The 18,458-nt window shown below is 35.6% G+C and carries 11 protein-coding genes; 8 read left to right on the forward strand and 3 right to left on the reverse strand.

What is annotated here, in order from left to right; translation table 11 throughout:
- Positions 1-13: 13 nt before the first annotated feature.
- Positions 14-442: a peroxide-responsive transcriptional repressor PerRA gene (gene perRA / locus EHR07_RS16285; protein ID WP_135746025.1), complete on the reverse strand. Its 429-nt coding sequence runs from the start codon at positions 440-442 to the stop codon at positions 14-16.
- Between the two features lie 332 nt (positions 443-774).
- On the opposite strand from perRA, the gene EHR07_RS16290 reads away from it, so the two are divergent.
- From EHR07_RS16290 to EHR07_RS16305, 4 genes are read left to right on the forward strand one after another with little or no spacing between them, the layout of a single operon-like run.
- A complete protein-coding gene (locus tag EHR07_RS16290) occupies positions 775-2,661 on the forward strand; it encodes a PP2C family protein-serine/threonine phosphatase (protein WP_135746026.1) in 1,887 nt (628 codons plus the stop codon).
- A complete protein-coding gene (locus EHR07_RS16295; protein ID WP_135746027.1) occupies positions 2,658-3,962 on the forward strand; it encodes a sensor histidine kinase in 1,305 nt (434 codons plus the stop codon). The genes EHR07_RS16290 and EHR07_RS16295 overlap by 4 nt, the downstream gene beginning before the upstream one ends.
- Before the next feature lie 40 nt (positions 3,963-4,002).
- Complete coding sequence (locus EHR07_RS16300) at positions 4,003-6,264, forward strand: NAD(P)-binding domain-containing protein (RefSeq protein WP_135746028.1); 2,262 nt, start codon at positions 4,003-4,005, stop codon at positions 6,262-6,264.
- Between the two features lie 3 nt (positions 6,265-6,267).
- Positions 6,268-7,455: a glycerate kinase type-2 family protein gene (locus EHR07_RS16305; protein WP_135746029.1), complete on the forward strand. Its 1,188-nt coding sequence runs from the start codon at positions 6,268-6,270 to the stop codon at positions 7,453-7,455.
- Here EHR07_RS16305 and EHR07_RS16310 read toward each other — a convergent pair.
- Positions 7,435-8,781, reverse strand: a complete 1,347-nt coding sequence (locus EHR07_RS16310; protein WP_135746030.1) for a C69 family dipeptidase — start codon at positions 8,779-8,781, stop codon at positions 7,435-7,437. The genes EHR07_RS16305 and EHR07_RS16310 overlap by 21 nt on opposite strands.
- Before the next feature lie 53 nt (positions 8,782-8,834).
- Between EHR07_RS16310 and EHR07_RS16315 the strand changes: the two genes are divergently transcribed.
- Genes EHR07_RS16315 through EHR07_RS16330 form a run of 4 tightly spaced genes read left to right on the forward strand, consistent with a single transcriptional unit; the run spans position 8,835 to position 16,399 of the window.
- On the forward strand, positions 8,835-11,345 hold the full coding sequence (locus tag EHR07_RS16315) for a cation-translocating P-type ATPase (RefSeq protein WP_135746031.1): 2,511 nt from the start codon (positions 8,835-8,837) through the stop codon (positions 11,343-11,345).
- 37 nt (positions 11,346-11,382) lie between these two features.
- Positions 11,383-12,249: a patatin-like phospholipase family protein gene (locus EHR07_RS16320; protein WP_135746032.1), complete on the forward strand. Its 867-nt coding sequence runs from the start codon at positions 11,383-11,385 to the stop codon at positions 12,247-12,249.
- Positions 12,250-12,255: 6 nt separating this feature from the next.
- Entirely contained in the window at positions 12,256-14,181 is a 1,926-nt protein-coding gene (locus EHR07_RS16325) for a hybrid sensor histidine kinase/response regulator (RefSeq protein WP_135746033.1), read from the forward strand.
- A 43-nt stretch (positions 14,182-14,224) separates the two neighbouring features.
- The gene (locus EHR07_RS16330) at positions 14,225-16,399 is read left to right on the forward strand and encodes an ATP-binding protein (protein ID WP_135746034.1); all 2,175 of its coding nucleotides are present in this window, start codon (positions 14,225-14,227) and stop codon (positions 16,397-16,399) included.
- On the opposite strand, the gene EHR07_RS16335 is transcribed toward EHR07_RS16330, so the two are convergent.
- Positions 16,392-18,332: a SpoIIE family protein phosphatase gene (locus tag EHR07_RS16335; RefSeq protein WP_135746035.1), complete on the reverse strand. Its 1,941-nt coding sequence runs from the start codon at positions 18,330-18,332 to the stop codon at positions 16,392-16,394. The genes EHR07_RS16330 and EHR07_RS16335 overlap by 8 nt on opposite strands.
- Positions 18,333-18,458: the final 126 nt, after the last annotated feature.

Consider the following 18,458-nt stretch of genomic DNA (forward strand, 5'->3'; position numbering starts at 1 on the left):
AGAGCGAGGGATTTTATTTCCCTCGGAGGGTAATGACTAGTTTTGCAGATTCTAGTTTTTTGCCTGTCTTTTGGAAATAACTTTCTGTGAGTTCTTCTAATACTTTTGCTTCAAGTTCTTCATTCATATCCACATCAGTAATCTCACCGGTTTCTTCATTGAGAGCATGGTGGTGTGGTCCAATGTTTGAGTCAAAATGGGTGACCCCACTTTTTAATTCCAAAGTCCCAAGCATTCCCTTCTCGGCAAAAAGTTTCAGGTTATTAAAAATAGTGGCCCTGGACGCGTGAGGAAAGTGGGAATTGACCAAATGAAACACTTCTTCTGCAAATAAATGTTGGTGGCGTTCCAAAAGCAAATGTGCCATTTCCAATCTTTGAGAAGTCGGTCGGATCCCGTGGGATTCGAGGAGTTCCTTGGTTTTTTGGTAACTAAGATCCATTTCAGTTTCACCTTCTCGGTTCGCTTTTTTTTGTCAATAATTAGACTCAATCTAAAATATTAATGGATTGGAATTGGTATCAAATTCGATTTAGTCTAAATTCACAGATAGATAGGTCTATCTTCAAAAGCGGCAAGTCGGCTTTGGGGAAGGGTGGGCGGAAAACACATCTTTTTACGAAACTGGACCATCTTGTTAACCTCTGTTTAAAAAATTCTTGCAGTTCTTTTGGATTTCTATTCAATCCTTCCGATGTTCCCTGGAAATTCTATGTATCCTCTACATTTCATTTTTCCTCGAGAGTGGAGTTTGGTCTTTTCTAGGACAACAAAATGAAATTCCTTTGGTTGATTGTCCTTTTATCATCATCTGCCATTTATTCTGAGATTGTCACATTAGAGTCAGGTTGGACTTTCCAAAGAGAGGGCGAAACAATCGCCAAGCCTGTATTAGTTGGAGTTCCATTGATTGAACAAGGATACAAAGTCCCGATACGTGGAAAGTATCGCTTAAAAATTTTTGTCCCAGTTTTACCGGAATATTCACAGGCGATTTATATGGATCGTCTTCATTCGGCTGACCAAACTTTTTGGAATGGAAAGTATATAGGTTCTACGGGAAGTTTCACACCTAATTATTATCCGTATTGGCACAAAGTCCGTTATTATGAAATTCCCATTTCTATTCTGAAACTAGGTGAAAATGAACTTGTTGTAGATGTGGAGTGCCGCGAAACACAGTTTAGGTGTGGATTGTTTCGATCGGTTCCTATTTTTGGGAACCAAGATCAAATCAAAGACAAAATGGTTTTTGAGGATGTCTACCAAATTGTAATTGCTGCCTTGTTTTTTGGAATTTTTTTACAACAAGGAATTGGCTATGCATTAAATCGATCTTCAAAATCAGGAATTTACTTAGCAGGTACAGCAATTCTTTTTGTAGGTTGGAGATTACCTGTTTTAAATAAAATTCACTTTTTGATGGTTTCTCCCGAAATTCTGGTGCGTTTGTTGTTTTTTTGCCAGTTTGTATTTCCCGTCTTTATCCTGTTATTTGTTTACACACTATTCGATAGACGACTAACAAAACTTGCTGTGATAACTTTTTTTTTAGATGTGGTTCTTGGTATCATTCAGTTGTTCCCGATGGATCCTGATAGTCGATTTTATTTAGTATACCTATGGTATATCCTACTTGCTGTAAAGGTTCCAATCCTTGTTCAATTGTTGGCAAAAAATTATAAAAAAACCGCAGAGGCAGTTGTTGTTTCTCTTGGTGCGCTTGTTGCTACTTTTTTTGGGATTGCCGATGTCATTACTGATGTTGTCACAGGGAAAAATGATTATTTAACTCAATATGGAATTTTGACTTTTCTATTTTCGGGAGTTCTTGCTATAGCATTACAAAGTGCGAGAACAAAAAGGGAACTTCGCAATTTAAACGAGTCATTGGAAATGCTTGTTACACTTCGTACACAAGAGCTACATAAACAATTTAAATTGTTACACGATGATTTGGTAATTGCTGCTGGTTTGCAATCAAAGTTAATTCCACCTATGGAATTTGAACACCATTCCCTTAGTGTAGCTTCTGTTTTTATGCCAATGGAGAAAATTGGCGGTGATTATTTTGATTATTATATTCATGAGGATTCTTCCATTAGCTTTTTGTTATGTGATGTTTTAGGTCATGGCATTGCAGCCGCTCTTATCGCCAGTATGTTGAAGGTGAATTTTTTAGAAATAGCTCCGAAAGAAAAGGATCCAGGTGCATTTTTATTAGAACTAAATCAAAAGATGTTACCTGTAGTTGAAAAGAATTATATCACGGCTGTTGCCTGCCACTTCGATTTAGAGAGATTAATAATGAAATATTCGGTAATGGGACACCCTAGTCCTTTTATTATGAATGTTTTTTCTCATACCTTGGCCCCACTCACGGGAAGAGGACCGATTATGGGATGGAAAAAAGATGTTTTAGTAGAAACTTTTTCCCGTAAACTTGAGGTGGGGGATCGTTTCTTTTTTTATACGGATGGAATTACAGAAAGTCAGAATAAACGTAGGGAATTGTACGGGGAATCTAGACTAAAAGGACAGTTAGTCGATGGTTTAAATCTCTCGATTCATGATTTGAACGAAAAAATCAAAAAGGATATTCGAAAATTTGCATTTCGTTTGTCAGATGACGTCACATACTTTACCATCGATATCAAATGAGTAACTTAATAGATAAATTAGGAATTCGGCGATTACTCAATTTAGGAGTTACTGAAGAATTAAGTTTAGAATCTTCGGTTCGCGTTCAACTTTCCAATTTAGTTGCCCTATTAGGAATTTTTTCAAACATACAGTATTCTATTTTTTTTGTCATTGCTGGTGCTCCTCACTACCTGTTTATGAATATGATTCATGTGTTCGTGATCGCATTCTTAGTTTATGTTTTGTATTTGAATACCAGGAAAAGGTATTTTTTATCTCGTATCATTTTAGTTATCACTATATCTGTGCCATTGTTTTTAGTTTCTACCATTAGTTTTGGAACGTCCGGCGGGTTTTATTATTACTTTTTAATGTTTGCAATTGTTCCTTTTGTGATTTTCCCATACGAGGAGAAGTGGTGGATTCTTTTCGTTTTCCTAATGAATACTGTCTTCTATCTATGGTTTGAGTTTTTTGGAACTCCTGGTGTATTTGCAAAAGGAACTCTATTATATTATAAAGAAGTGCAAGATTTGTTTCGTATCAATTCAGTAGTTTCTTGTTTGTCCTTTGTTGCTTTGTTTATGTTTTATTTTTTAAGAAACATCAATCACATTCAAAAAGAAATGGTTCGTATTAATGACCATAAAGATAGAATTTTTTCTATTTTGGCTCACGATTTAAAAGGCCCAATCGGAACTATGAATACCTTTTTGGGATATCTAACAAATTCTTTGCCCGAAAGGGAAGAGCTGATTTTTGCTTTGAAAGAATTGAAAAAAAGTACAAATCAAACTTATTTGGTACTCGAAAATTTACTCGATTGGGTTCGGAATGAAACTAAAAAAACCCAATGTAATCCTAATCAATTAAATTTATCTTCGATTATCAAAAATGCTATTGATATCCTTAATATGCAGGCAGCCGAAAAAGGAATTCGCATTGAAACGAAAATTTCGGATGAATATCTCGTATTATGTGATGAACGAATGACGGCCACTGTCCTGCGTAATATTTTGTCCAACGCGATAAAATATTCTCATCCAAATGGAAAGATACTGATCGAAGCTAAAGCGATTTCATCCTTTATGGAAATTTGTTTTGAGGACAATGGAATTGGGATGACCGAGGATCTCTTGGAAAAAATTATCGAGGGGAAAAGGTTTACGTCTCAATTTGGAACCGTTGGAGAAAAAGGAACGGGACTGGGGCTCCTTGTTTGTATCGAATTATTGAAAGAACAGGGTGGTTCACTTCGAGTAAAAAGTAATCCAAAAGAGGGAACTAAAATCATCATCCAACTTCCTCTTGTAAATTAAATTCGTTTCTTTTTTTTAAGTATCAGTCCAATCTTTTAGTATGTGGCCATCTTCTTATTTTCGTTGGTTAACCAAGTCTGTCCCTACAGGACCTGTTGAAATTTATCCTGAGATTTCTGACAATTTTGAAACTAATCTTCCCAATGTATTTATCATTGGGGATTTAACGGGCGTTCCTCTTTTGAAATTAGCCGCAGAAAGCGGTGTCAAAGTTTGGAAACACATTCGAGAAAATAAAACCGATTGTTTAGATGCCGTCATCATTGGTTCAGGACCTGCCGGTTTGTCTTGTGCGTATGAAGCCAGTCAGTTGGGAAAAAAATATGTTGTTTTGGAAGCAAACCTTCCTTTTCAAACGATCCAAAGTTATCCTAAAAAAAAGCCAATTTTTGCTGAACCAAAAGAAATCGAATCTTCCTCAAAAGTAAAAATTTTTGATTCAACAAAAGAAGAATTATTGGATTATCTAAATCATTTATTAAAAAAAGAACCTATCGAATTGTTAGTCGGGAAACGGGTATCGTCTATTGAAAAGGCTGGTTCTCTTTATATTGTAAAAACGGAATCGGGAGATTCTTATTTCACTAACTCTGTTGTGATCGCGATTGGAAAATCAGGTGATCCAAGACGTTTGGGAGTGAAGGGGGAATCATCCCCCACTGTTTTTTACCGCTTCTTTGATCCTAATGATACAAAGGATAAATCGGTAGTCATCGTAGGAGGTGGCGATACGGCAGTGGAAGCTGCCATTGTTAGTGCTAGTTATGCAAATGATGTAAGTTTAATTCACCGTGGAAAAAATCTTCAAAGACCTAAAGCTGAAAACTTAAGACGATTAGAACAGTTAGTTCAAGAAGGAAAGATAAAAGTATTATTGGAATCGGAAGTTTCGGAAATTTCCGAAAAGAATATTTTTGTAAAAACTCCATCTTCCGTAATAAAAATCAAATCGGATTTGGTTTATATTTTAATTGGGTCAACACCACCAATTCCATTTTTGAAAAAAATCGGAATCAAAATTCAAAATGAAAAAACGTTTTCTGACTGGGTGGGATTTACGACTTTATTATCTTTTGCAACCCTTGCTTATTTTGGAAAGGCATCTTTTTATGGTTCGGGTTGGTTCTCTCCATTAGCAACTACGTTTGGTTTAATATCCATTCTATCGTTAACTCTATTTGTTTTTTTAAAATTTAAACATGGGTTTGGTAAAATTCAACCTTGGATTATTATTAGGAATGGCTATCTTCTTTTGGCTTTTTTCTATTTTCTTTTTGTTTATTTTACTGCAACTTACCTGAATCATTTTTTTTTGGGAAAGTATCCATCTTTCCACTATACCATGTTATATTCTTTGACAATCTTGGTTTTTGGTATTCGAAGGATTTATATTCGTAAAACTGATTATATTTTTTACCAAACTCTTAGTTTGATTTTCATACAAATTTTCTTTTTGTTTTTATTGCCTGAGTTGATTTTGCCAGCACTTGGAGATTTGGGTTATTTAGGAAATCCGGATGGATATATTCGAACCGAAATATTTCCGAAGGATGCCTATTGGAAAGCCTACGGATTTATATTGGCCTGGCCTTTAAGTATGGGTGTTTTGTATGACGGAGGAATCACCAATTTTTGGTTAGGTTACGGAGTTTTGTTTAGTTTTGGGTTTATTCCAATTTTAGTTTACCGTTATGGGAAGGGGGCTTATTGCGGTTGGATTTGTTCCTGCGGCGGCCTTGCGGAAACATTGGGTGATGAACATAGGCAAAAAATGCCTCATGGGAAATGGGCCTATCAGTTGGAACATTCTGGACAATACATTCTACTTTTGGCATTTTTATTAACATTCTTAAAGTTAGTTGGTGTATATGGGAAGAGCATAAATTCTAACTTTGTTTTAAGTGAGTCCATTGCAGATTCTATCAAGTGGCTTTATGATATTGTTGTAGATATTGGGCTTGCCGGTGTTGTAGGTGTGGGATTTTTTTTCCTATTTTCAGGAAGAATTTGGTGCCGAATGTTTTGTCCTTTAGCTTCGCTTATGCATATTTATGCAAAGTTTAGTAAATTCCGTATATTCTCTGAAAAAAAGAAATGTATATCTTGTAATATTTGTACGAAAAATTGCCACCAGGGGATCGATGTTATGGGATACGCAAGTAGAGGTATACCAATGGATAGCGTACAATGTGTAAGATGTTCTGCCTGTGTTTCGCTTTGCCCGACAGATGTTTTAGAATTTGGTTTCATCACTGCGTCCGGAATTCGTTATGATTCATTACAGGCAAAATTGAGGAAATAAAATCTGAATTCATTAAAAAATGATATTGAATTTCTTTTTTGGGAAGGAGTAAAAGCGGCAACACCTAAGTATCTCTCACCAAGATTTTGGAATCTGCATTCAGAGTTAAGAAAAGAGTTAAAGAATCCAAAGAAAAAAACTTATGTTTTTGCATTGGGTAAAGCTGCTTTTGCGATGGCAGTATCGTTTCAAGAATCCTTTCCAGTTAACTCAGGTTTCATTCTTACAAAATACGATCACCTACCTTCCGAAATTAAATCCATTGGACAAATGGGTGTTTGGAAATGTAGGGAATCCTCTCATCCTATCCCCGATAAAAATACAGAATTGTATTCTAGAGAGGTTTTGTTAGAACTTTTAGGATTAGATGAAAGTTACCAATTGGTAGTTTTGTTATCTGGAGGTGGCTCTAGTCTTTTTGAAATTCCAGAAGATGGATTCGATTTGAATGATATCATTCAATTAAGTGAAAAATTACTTAAGAAGGGACTAGGGATTCATGAAATCAATGCTGAGAGAAAAAAATATTCCGCAGTAAAGGCGGGTAAACTTCTTAAACGTTTGCATCCAAATTTAAAAGTTTATACTTTTGCCATTTCTGATGTGTTAGGTGATGATCCGGCAGTGATTGCTTCTGGGCCAACTTATCCAGGAAGCGAGTATTATGTAATGGGAAATTTATCTACATCACTTTCCGCTATGGAAGTTGCTGCTAAAAGTTTAGGTTATAAAGTAAAAATTATTTCGGATTCATGGGGCTTTTCTAGTGAAGAAACCGCAAGTCGTTTAATAGAGGAACTGCTGTTAGCAGATAAATATGACCAAAAACAAGCCATTTTACTTGGAGGAGAAATGGTCTGTCCTGTAAAAGGGAATGGAAAGGGTGGCAGAAACCAAGAGACTGCGCTTCGTATGGCCATCTTATCTGAATCGGTTCGTATCAACAGAAATTGGATGTTTTTGTCTTGTGGAACTGATGGTACAGATGGACCAACTGATGCAGCCGGTGGAATTGTTGGCCCAGACACTTTGTTACAAATGAAAAAAAATGGTTGGGATGTTAACAAAGAACTGAATGACTCCAATGCTTATCCTATCTTAAAAGATACAAACTCTTTATTATTTACTGGAGCCACAGGAACCAATGTGAATGATCTTTTGATCCTTCTACTAGCGGAAAGGAATCTTTAGTTTTCGATTTTGTCCAGACCAGTATATTTGGAATAGCGGATTTTGCCAACGACTCCTTCCAATTTTTGACTGAATTAATTCTTCATCTACTTTCTTTAGAATATTGACATGATCTTTTAGAAAACGCCATTGCACTTCTTCTTTTTTTTGCGGTGAAAGAAATTCTTTTGCGATATTGGTTACCGATTCTTGTAATCCAACCAATGTTGGTAATAAAATAGACCTAACCGCTTGGTAATCAAAATTTGATTTTCTTGCTATAGATTCGTGTAACCACCATAAGGTTTCGGAATATGTTGCATCGGAAGATAAACTAGAAGATCTAATAAATTTTTTTGTACCAAAATAAAATGGTTTAAACAAACTAAGGCAAGGAGTGGATGTTCCGGTATAAAATACTCTAAGGGGATCTTGGTTATTTTCAGATGTATCCCATTCCACAATTAAGCTGCCATTGGTTTGGTTTGGAGTAGTTGGACCTGTAGCATGTAAACATAGAGATTTCATGGAAGAGGCAGAAGGTTCGAATTCATCAATGTCAATGGAATGTGTTCTTAAAGTTTCCATTGCTTGCGCAATTGTATAACTTTCTGTTTCTTTTTCTAAACTATCAGCAGTTTTTTCATGTAATTTTCTTCTATCTTTACAATGACTCATGTAGGTGTAAAAATGATCACTGAAATGATCTTTAAATGAAAATTCTTTATTTGATTTTTTTCTTAAAAGATCAATTAGATTGGGTGAAGAATATTCAAAGTCGGATCCAATTGTAAGTCCATTGGAAATGGCGTAAAAAGTATCTATTTTTTTGGCTACCCAGAATTTATCTGCGGTTTCTAAAACATAACCTTCCGTTCGATCGGCAATGATGAAACTGTTATGGTAAAAAAAAGTTTTATTTTCATATCCACCACATGCATCTTGGCCATAGGTTTCTAAAAGTTCCGTAATTAAAAATAATCCATCTCTGGCAGATTTACATCGTTCCAAGGCCAACCGAATTAAATCCATTCCCGTTAAACCGTTATTTTTTTTGGGGATTTTTAAATTGGTAAAAACTGCTTCATTTCCTATGCAAACTCCAAATTCATTTACACCCATTTCGGCACCCCACATATGGAAGGGTTTGCTTAAAAAAACTTCATACGTAACAGGAGTTTGAGGTATTTCGATATAAGTTGTGCGTAATAAAGAACCTTTTTCGTGTTCTATACGAGGCAGGTGCAATATGGATTGTGCTTCGTTTGGTTCGCGATCCGAGTTTTTGGCAAAGATTCTTTTTTGAGTCTTAGTAAATTTTTCAGTGGCAAGAGATGTATCGCACATTCTAGAATGTTAAACAGAATTTTATTAAAATACAAGACCAAATCATAAAGAATATGCCTTCAATACCTAAACAAATCTCTGAATACATCCTTATGGGCCTAACCCAAGAACAGGTTAGAAAAAACCGTATCAAGTATGGTGCCAACGAGATCAGCTCTTCCAAAAAAAAGGGAATCTTTCAGATGTTATTGGGAGTGGTCCTCGAGCCAATGATTTTGCTTCTCATTTCCATAAGTATCGTATATTTACTTTTAGGAGATCAGGGAGAGGCACTTTTGTTACTCGGCTCTGTCATTGGAATCATCACCATCACCTTCATCCAAGAGAAAAAAACAGAAACCGCTATTTCTGCTTTGCGTTCCCTTGCCAGTCCTAGAACCAATGTGATTCGTGACAGGCAAATCCTTCGTATAGAAGGGAAGGATGTTGTTTTTGATGATTTATTAATTCTCAATGAGGGAGATAGAGTTCCTGCTGATGCAGAACTTATATCTGACAGATTGTTTTCCTGTGATGAGTCTTTACTGACAGGAGAATCTGTTCCAGTTACCAAATCTCAATCGAATCCGGTATTTTGTGGGTCGTTAGTTGTTAGTGGGGAAGGAGTATGCCGAGTTACAGCCGTTGGTAACCATACAGAGATTGGTAAAATTGGTCGTAAAATTGCTGATGAAGCGGTAGGTAGAACCTTACTCGAAGTAGAAGTTGCTCGTTTGGTTCGAAATATATTTATAGTTGCGGCCTCTTTGTGTGTGATTCTTGCACTCTATTTTGGAATTGCCCGAAGCCAGTGGTTACAAGGATTACTTTCGGGGCTTACTTTAGCGATTGGTTTGATGCCAGAAGAACTCCCTTTAGTATTAACTATTTTTTTTGCATTAGGTGCATTCCGATTGAGTACAAAAAATGTTTTAGTCAGGCGATCTTCGATTATTGAAACTCTAGGTGCTGCTACAGTTCTTTGTTCTGATAAAACGGGAACAATCACGAAAAACAAAATGAAGGTTGGTTTCGTTGTAACAAAATCAGAGACATGTGAATTAAATCCAAATGTAAATTTATCTGAGGATACAAAGGAATTACTTCATATTGCTTATTGTGCCTCCAAACATCCAAGTTTTGATCCAATGGACATTGCCATATCGGATTGTTGGGATTTGTTAGAACATGATGACGATTCAGCTTTATTGTCAGTTCGAGATTTTCCTTTGTCTCCTGACCATTTAACAATGGTTCGTGTTTTGAAGGAAGAAGAGCAATTTGTTAGTTATGCAAAAGGTTCTCCCGAAGCAGTTTTTGATTTATGCCAGTTTACTGGTCCCGATTTGGAATTTTGGACAGAAAAAACCAATGAACTTGCAAAACAAGGTTTTCGTGTACTTGGTGTGGCAAAATCGGAATCTCCATCCAAAGAAATTCCCAACGAAAGAAAACAAGTTAAGTTTCGTTTTTATGGCCTTCTCGCATTTTTGGATCCGATTCGAGAGATAGTACCATTGGCTGTAAAAACTGCTTACGAATCAGGAATTCGAGTGATTATGATTACTGGTGATTATCCAGAAACTGCAAAAAACATTGCTGATCAAATAGGATTAAAGGAATCCCACTTAGTATATACAGGAAAAGAATTTTCCAATCTTAGCGAAGAAGAAATGCAAAAAGTCATTCGTAAATGTAATATTTTTTCTCGAGTCAGTCCAGAAGATAAATGGCGCATCGTTCGAATGTTAAAAGCTGATGGAGAGATTGTTGCTATGACGGGAGATGGAGTCAATGACGCACCAGCATTGCGGACAGCTAACATTGGTGTTGCGATGGGGGAACGTGGGACTGATGTTGCTCGAGAAGCCGCAGATATCGTATTGTTGGACGATTCCTTTTCTTCTATTTTGGAGTCGGTAAGAATTGGTAGGCAGATTTTTGATAATTTAAAAAAGGCATTGGGTTATCTTATCGGAGTTCATATTCCTATTGTTGGTATTACTTTTTTTCCAATCATCTTCGATTGGCCTATCATTGTTTTGTCGGCAGTCCATATTGTATTTATGGAAATGGTAATTGATCCTACTTGTACAATTGTATTCGAAAGAGAGTCAGCCGAGTCTGATCTTATGAAGAGGAAACCAAGAGAAACATCGGAGCCATTGTTAGATAGAGAATTATTCATTAACTCTTTGATTCAAGGTGCGTTCTCTTTGTTGTCGGTAGTTTCTTCTTATTGGATTACGGAACTATTCCTAAAAGGAGATTCTTCTCCGAAAGTAGTTAGTACTGCCACCTTTGTTACATTAGTATTTTCGAATTTATTCTTAATCCTTGCTAATAGATCCTTACATGAGTCCATGTGGAGTAGGATGCGAATTCCTAACCGAACGATTCGGTATGTTTTTTCAGGAACGATAGCTGTGCTTATCTTGTCTATGTATTTGCCGGGAATGAATACAATGTTTCGATTTGTACCACTTAATTTTCTTCAGTTTTCAACGGCGATACTAGTTGCATTTGTCGGAGTTTTGTTTTACGATATGACAAAAGTTTTGGTTTCCAGATCACTTCGTGGCTGACATAGTAATCGCCGGTACTTAAACTTAGCAAAACGTTATGATTGAACTTCTCTTTCCTAAAAAATATTCTGCCCTTTGTTTGAAATCTGCCTTTTTTGGATTTTTTGCGCACACGGGTTTTGTGCGTGGATTACAAGAAATTGGATTTAAACCTGCTATTGTAACTGGATCAAGCTCTGGAGCCATGATCGGTGCTTTATATGCCACAGGACGAGAGATGGTAGAATTTGAATCTCTTGTTTTGGGACTGAGGAAAAAAGATTTTTGGGAAGGCAATTCTTTGACGATGCTTGGTCGTTTATTCAAAAAAGGCCTAAACGGTTATAGCGGAGTTCTTACGGGAAAGGCCACTCGTGAAATTTTATATCCTTATTTAGGGAATAAGAAGTTCTCCGATTTACCGATTAAATTGGGCATTGCTGTTTCGAATCTTTCAAAAAATAAAAGAGAATTAATTACAGAAGGGAATGTTCTTGATGCAGTGATGGCATCAATTGCTTTTCCGTTTCTCTATGAAGTGCAAGAATTTCAAGGTCAGGAGTTTTTGGATGGTGGAATTGGTGACGGTGAACCTATCAAAGAATTAATTTTAGATCCAAGTATTGATAGAATAGTAATTCACCAAATTAACAATCATAGACCCCTAAGTAAAAATACAATGAAACGAGCGTTAGATGCCTCTGTTCAAATCATCGAGTCGGAATCGGAGGATTTAAAATCTTTACTCGCAAAAGAAAAAGGGAAAAAGCTCATTCGACTCGAAACAAATACTCCATATTTATCTCCCAATGATTTTTCGAGAGGTAAGTTTGCGCTTGCTGAAGGACGAGGAACTGCCTACAGGCATAAAGCTGAAATTTTAGGAGAATTAGAATTGCCAATATTTGGTTTTTTTAATCAGTAAAATTCTATGGACATTCAAAAGAAACTCAATGTTTTGATTGTTGAAGATTCTCTTGCTTCTTACAAAGCAATTGTATCTGTACTGCAAAATTTTGGGTTTTCCATTTTTCCAGAAAGAGCTGAGTGGAAGGCGGAATTTGAGCAAAGACTTTTGGATGAAACTTGGGATATCGTCATATCGGACTTTTATCTTCCCGACTTTGATGGACGTTATGTCATCACTAGAGTTAAAGAAATTAATCCAAATTTACCTGTAATTTTAATTACAGAATTTCTTCCTGAGGATGCAGCTTCAGAATTTCTGAATTTGGGTGCTGCTGAATTTTTGCCAAAATCTTCAATCATCAAACTTCCGTTTGTAGTCAATCGCGAGTTGGAAGCTTATCGCCTTAAGGTATCTCAAAAAAAAGCTTGGGATATGTTGGTCCATGGTGAAGAGTTATTAACTCGTTCGCAGAAAATTTCCCATCTTGGCCATTTCGAAGTAATTTTCCCAGAAAAAAATACTTTATGGTCCTTAGAATTATATAGAATTTTAGAATTTGATTTCAGTGAAATTCCTCTGATGGAAAAGGTTTGGTCGCTTTTAGACCAAGCAGAACAAGAACACATCAAAGTAGTATGGGAAGATCTACTAAAGGACAACCATTCCAAAGAGATGATTGTTACATTGAATACGAAGGTAGGCAAAAAAAAAGTTAATCTTTGGTTGGAGGCAGAAAGGTATGAAGATTCACGCTTTCGTATTTTCGGTACCATCCATGATATCTCAGATCTTTCTGAACTAGAACATTCCATTCAACTCAACGAACAGTTATTTAAAGGTATTTTTAATAATTCTTCACAGGCAATTTTTTTATTAGATTTGCAGGGTCATGTGATTCGTATGAATCGTATGGCTGTTTTATCTTTTGAGAGAGATGAGACGGATGTACAGGGTTTAGAATTAATTCGTTCCATTTTTTCTAATTCAGATGAAGAGTCAAAAAAGAAGTTAACCTATGGGATGAAACTAGCATTAAAAAATCAAAGTTTCGAAGTGTTTGTTCGTTATACTTTGTTAGATGGTCGTGAGAAATATTTTGATTGTGATTTTTATTCTCTTACAGATGCTACTGGAAAAATTCTATATATTGTACTCGAAGCAAAAGACATTACGGAGAAAATCGTATTAGAACGCGCTTATGCCCAATCGCAAAAACTAGAAGCACTTGGCACCTTTGCTGGCGGGATTGCGCATGACTTCAATAATCTTCTTACTCCGATGATGGCTTATGTATCATATTTGAATTCAGAATGGTCGAAAGGGGAAACAAACGAAGCGATACAAAAATCTTTGCCAGCCATTGAGGGAATTTCCAAGTCATTAGATAGGGCCAAAAATTTAATCCAACAGATTTTGACATATTCTAAAATTGATAATTCTATTTCGAAACAATTAGATTTGCGCGAACATTTATTGCAGGTTTTACAAGAAGTGCGAAGTGTTTCTTCAAACCAAATCACTTTGTTTACAGATTTGGGAAATGAAGCGGCTTATGTGAATGCGGATCCTATCCAAATTTTTCAGATTCTATCTAATTTATATGAAAACGCAGTTTTTGCCTTGCAAGATGTACCAAACCCGAAGATTTCCATTTCGCTTTCAAAAGTTTCGTATGAAAAGTCAGAATTGCTGCATATAGGTTTTATGAAAAATACCGATTATTGGAAGTTAGGTTTTGCTGATAATGGATCTGGTATACCTCCTGAAATTATTGAAAAAATTTTCGATCCATTCTTTACCACAAAAGGTGGAAAGGGAACAGGTTTAGGACTACCAATCATTTATGGAATCATGGTAAAAATGGGTGGGACCATTCTTGCAAATTCCAAGGTAGGAATTGGAACTGAATTTGATTTATATTTTCCAGCATGGAAGGCGATGGTTTAATCATTTGACAAATTGACTTTTTTTGATGATTTGAATTGGTAACATGAAATATTTTCTAAGTAAATACTTTGAGTCCTTATATTTAGGATTTCTGTGGGGACTTCTTGGATTACTATTTTTTTCATGTTTATTTTTCTTTTATCAAATTTATGAAAGTCGAGTGGATCGAATTACATTTGAAGAAAAAACGCAATGGAATTCTATCTTAAACGACTATGCATCCTATTTGAAAGACGCTGAAACTGGAGTTCGCGGTTATCTTCTTACTGGCGGTGATCCAAATTTTTTAGAACCATATAGTAATTCTCTGAATCAAATGAGGATTGCGGAAGAATTCCTGAGAGCGAAATGTGAACCTTCTTATGAGTCAGACTTAGATTCAATCATTCGCGCTAAACAATTAAAGTTAGATTGGATTCAAAATTTTATTGAAAACTTTCCTGCGAAGCGACCCCAAATAGGTGAATTTATCGAAAGCAAAAGAAGAATGGATCTGTTTCGAAGTGAAGTTCAATCTCTTTTGAAAAAGAAATCAGAAAAAGAAAGTTTGGATAGGGAAAAAAGTCGTAAGTATACAATTCGTTTAATTACGATCTCAGGTGGTTTATTTTTTATCTTATCGATATTCATCATCTGGATGATTTTTGTATTAAAACGAAATGCTCAGATCATACTTGAGAAAGAGCTGATTGAGGATCGTCTGTTCGAAGTAGATGATTTGTATCAGAATTCACCTGTAGGTTTTCATAGTTTAGATGTTGATGGTTATATAGTAAAAATCAATAAAACAGAACAAAAATGGCTAGGTTATTCGGAAGAAGAATTACTTGGGAAAGTTAAATGGCCAGATCTTTTAACCAAGGAAAGTAAAGAAATTTTTGAGAATCACTTCCAGATATTTAAGAAGACGGGTCAAGTGGATAATTTGCGATTCGAAGTGATCCGTAAAGATGGAAGTTCGTTGTTTTTAAATCTTTCCGCTACGGCAATTTATGGTAAAAATAATGAGGTGATTCGTTCTCGTGCTGTTTCCCTAGATATTTCACAAATGGTTTTATATGAACGAGAATTAATAGAATCTCGCCTTAAGGCTGAAGAAGCTAACCGTGCAAAGTCGGAGTTTCTTTCTAATATGAGTCATGAACTGAGAACGCCCTTAAATGCTGTGATTGGTCTTTCTTTGTGGTTAATGGAAGATAATCCTAAACCAGAACAAATCGAATATTTGAGAAACTTAAAGTTTTCAAGTGAAACACTTCTTACTTTGATTAATGATATATTAGATTTTAATAAAATCGAAGAAAGAATGATTATAATTGAAGAAATAGATTTTAATCTAAAAGATTTCATTGGTTCTGTTGCTTCCTCTTTTGGAATAAAAGCCAAAGAAAAACTCTTGTTATTTGAAACCAAAATTGATTCTAATCTTCCAGAATCTATTTGTTTTGATCCTACTCGTTTGTTACAAGTTCTTAATAACCTTCTATCAAATGCAATAAAATTTACAAAAGAAGGTCGAATCACTCTCAGCGTATATTTAGTTTCTAAGACTAATGAAGAAGTGGTTATTCGATTTGAAGTACACGATACAGGCATTGGTATTGCACCCGACAAACTTAAGTTTGTTTTTGAAAAATTTACGCAGGCTAGTGGCGATACAACTAGAAAGTATGGTGGTTCTGGACTTGGTCTTGCTATTTCAAAAGGTCTTGTGGAACTGATGAAAGGAAATCTTGAGTTAGAATCGGAATTAGGCAAAGGTTCTAAATTTTCTTTTACGTTTCCATGTAAAATTGGAAAAATAAATTCGATAAGCCAAAAACATACGTTAAAAAAATCATTTGATCTGGCCGGAAAAAGGGTTCTTATTGCTGATGATATTGAAATCAATCGATCTATTGTGGTTCGTTTTTTAAAACGTTGGGGCATTGAATGTGTAGAAGCCTCTGATGGAGAAGAAGTAATCAGTAAGTTAATCAATGAAAAGTTTGATTTGATCTTAATGGATTTACATATGCCAAATATGGATGGGTATATGGCAACAAAACGTATTAGAGAAAATTCTTTTTGGTCGAAAATCCCTATCATTGCTTTGACCGCATCCGCACAATTAGAAACACAGGAGAAAATTCATGCGGTGGGAATGAACGATTTTATTTCTAAACCGTTTTATCCTAACGATTTGCAACAAAAATTAATTCACTGGATTTCTAATTAAGTTCTTTTTCTAAAGAAATTGCTAATATAGTTATGTCATCGTCAGATCTTTTTGACTTCTGAAATTTTTCCACTTCTGTGATTACCTGATCACAAATGGATTGAGGAGTCTGGTCTTTCAAATTTTTTAGAAGATGGAAAAATCGGTCTTCTCCGAAGAGTTCCCCTGTTGTAGCATTCCTTGCCTCAATTACACCATCTGTATATAATACCAACGTTCCAGAGTCGGGAAGGGGAAGTGTTTTTTCGATCATTTGTGATTCGATATATTCATTAATGGCCCTTCCATAACTGGTGATATGTTCTAAATTTCCCTTTCGATCTAAATACACCATGGGATGGTGTCCAGCATTCGCTATTTTTAGAATTTTTTCTTTGGGGTTGATATAAACAAAAAAGGCACTTAAAAAATGACCAGAGAGGGAGCTGAGTAAAGACAACCGAATTCTTTCTGCAGCATAGGCTGGTTTGTCTAAAGAATCATCCCAAAATTGTAAGGAAACTTTTGCCATCGAAGCAATCATTGCTGCTGGAATTCCATGTCCAGATACATCACATAAAAATAAACCTATTTCATTTTCTTTCACAAAGATTTGTACAAAGTCTCCACCTATATCTGAAGCAGGTGAATATCGAAATCCTAAGGCATATCCATTTGCATGGGTTCTTTTTTTCGGAAGAAGACCGTTTTGTAATTTTTGTGCGATCTTCATTTGTAAATCAATTTCTTGTTTATCTTCCGTTGCTTTTCTGTAATCCGATACCTTCAAAACCAATGCCATCGATAAAAAGAAGACTTCTACAGCAGAACCTAATGGTAAGGAATAAGATGAAATATGCATTGGTCGAATTAAACCTTGAACTGTTAACGAATTTAAGGCAGCACCAAGGAGAATGGAACCAAAGGCGAATAAAAATAGAATCACTTCTAATTTTTTCTTACTTTTAAAAAATGCCATCGTTGAGATTGATAAAGCTAACAAAATGGGAATGATAACGAGTGTTACTCCCAATTGGATAAAATTCCTTAATTCTAAAAAGAAAATTGAAAAAATTAAAGATATAAAGAGAAAAATGAATCCTCTTGTAAGTTTAGTAACTTTCGGAAAAACTTTCTCCGTTTCTAAAAATTCGATCGTGAACAATAATCCAAATACTGATGTAAGATAAATTGTAATCGGGAAAAGATAATTTTTCCATGTATGAGAATTTCCGATTTCAATATACTGTATAAATCCTGTCGAAAAGGAATTGATTAAAAGTACTGTTGCTAAGTAGAAGAAGTAGTAAAAGAATTTTCTATATCGTAAGGTACTCGCTAAAAATAAACTAAATAAAAACATCATAAAACCTGCGCCGAAATAAGCGGCAAAGAAGATGTCTTGTTTTTTTGAAAAGGCTATAAAACTTCTCGAGTTATACAGGGAAACAAAGTTAAAGATTGGATTGGCTGAGTTTATCTTCACATAAATAGTTCTTGTTTCATCAGGAGAAAGTGTAATGGGAAAAGCTGGGATATGGGAATAGATAGGTTTGTTTCTTTGGAGTATTTGTTCTCCCGATACTTGTGTCACCCAATTCCCTTTCACTTGAGAATGTAGTTCGAAGACATCGACTACGGGGCTTGAGAAATGTAAAAAAAATGTATGGGGCAAGTTCCCATAGTGGACGAGTGTAATGCGAATCCATAAGGGATTTTTCACTCTGGGAAATGATATCGTTGCTTTGGGGTTGGGTCTCCAGATGGTATCTTCTCTCAAAATCCTGTCCAAACTGGACTCCCTTTCGGGTACAATTACATATTCAAAGTATTTCCCGATGTCTCGGTAGTTTTTGGATTCTTCAATGGAGAGAGGAAACGCTTCGAGAGAAGAATGGATAAATAGGCTAAACCCGAGAAGGAGGAGTGGGAAGGGGGAGTTGCACGAGAACATTGTTTTCTTTTTGGATCGGTTTTGGCTCGGGCCTTGAAAGTAGCGCCTGCGAGATTCCACCAAAAAATCAAAAAAAGAAAAGCGACTGCAAAACATTTCTACTATAATGGGACGAGTTTGAGACAG

Source organism: Leptospira bandrabouensis (assembly GCF_004770905.1).
In the GTDB taxonomy this organism is placed as follows: domain Bacteria; phylum Spirochaetota; class Leptospiria; order Leptospirales; family Leptospiraceae; genus Leptospira_A; species Leptospira_A bandrabouensis.

Bases quoted from the DNA above. Each gene is read 5' to 3' on its own strand.
- perRA (WP_135746025.1), bottom strand. From the start codon at position 442: ATGGATCTTAGTTACCAAAAAACCAAGGAACTCCTCGAATCCCACGGG.
- EHR07_RS16290 (WP_135746026.1), top strand. From the start codon at position 775: ATGAAATTCCTTTGGTTGATTGTCCTTTTATCATCATCTGCCATTTAT.
- EHR07_RS16295 (WP_135746027.1), top strand. From the start codon at position 2,658: ATGAGTAACTTAATAGATAAATTAGGAATTCGGCGATTACTCAATTTA.
- EHR07_RS16300 (WP_135746028.1), top strand. From the start codon at position 4,003: ATGTGGCCATCTTCTTATTTTCGTTGGTTAACCAAGTCTGTCCCTACA.
- EHR07_RS16310 (WP_135746030.1), bottom strand. From the start codon at position 8,781: ATGTGCGATACATCTCTTGCCACTGAAAAATTTACTAAGACTCAAAAA.
- EHR07_RS16315 (WP_135746031.1), top strand. From the start codon at position 8,835: ATGCCTTCAATACCTAAACAAATCTCTGAATACATCCTTATGGGCCTA.
- EHR07_RS16320 (WP_135746032.1), top strand. From the start codon at position 11,383: ATGATTGAACTTCTCTTTCCTAAAAAATATTCTGCCCTTTGTTTGAAA.
- EHR07_RS16325 (WP_135746033.1), top strand. From the start codon at position 12,256: ATGGACATTCAAAAGAAACTCAATGTTTTGATTGTTGAAGATTCTCTT.
- EHR07_RS16330 (WP_135746034.1), top strand. From the start codon at position 14,225: ATGAAATATTTTCTAAGTAAATACTTTGAGTCCTTATATTTAGGATTT.
- EHR07_RS16335 (WP_135746035.1), bottom strand. From the start codon at position 18,332: ATGTTCTCGTGCAACTCCCCCTTCCCACTCCTCCTTCTCGGGTTTAGC.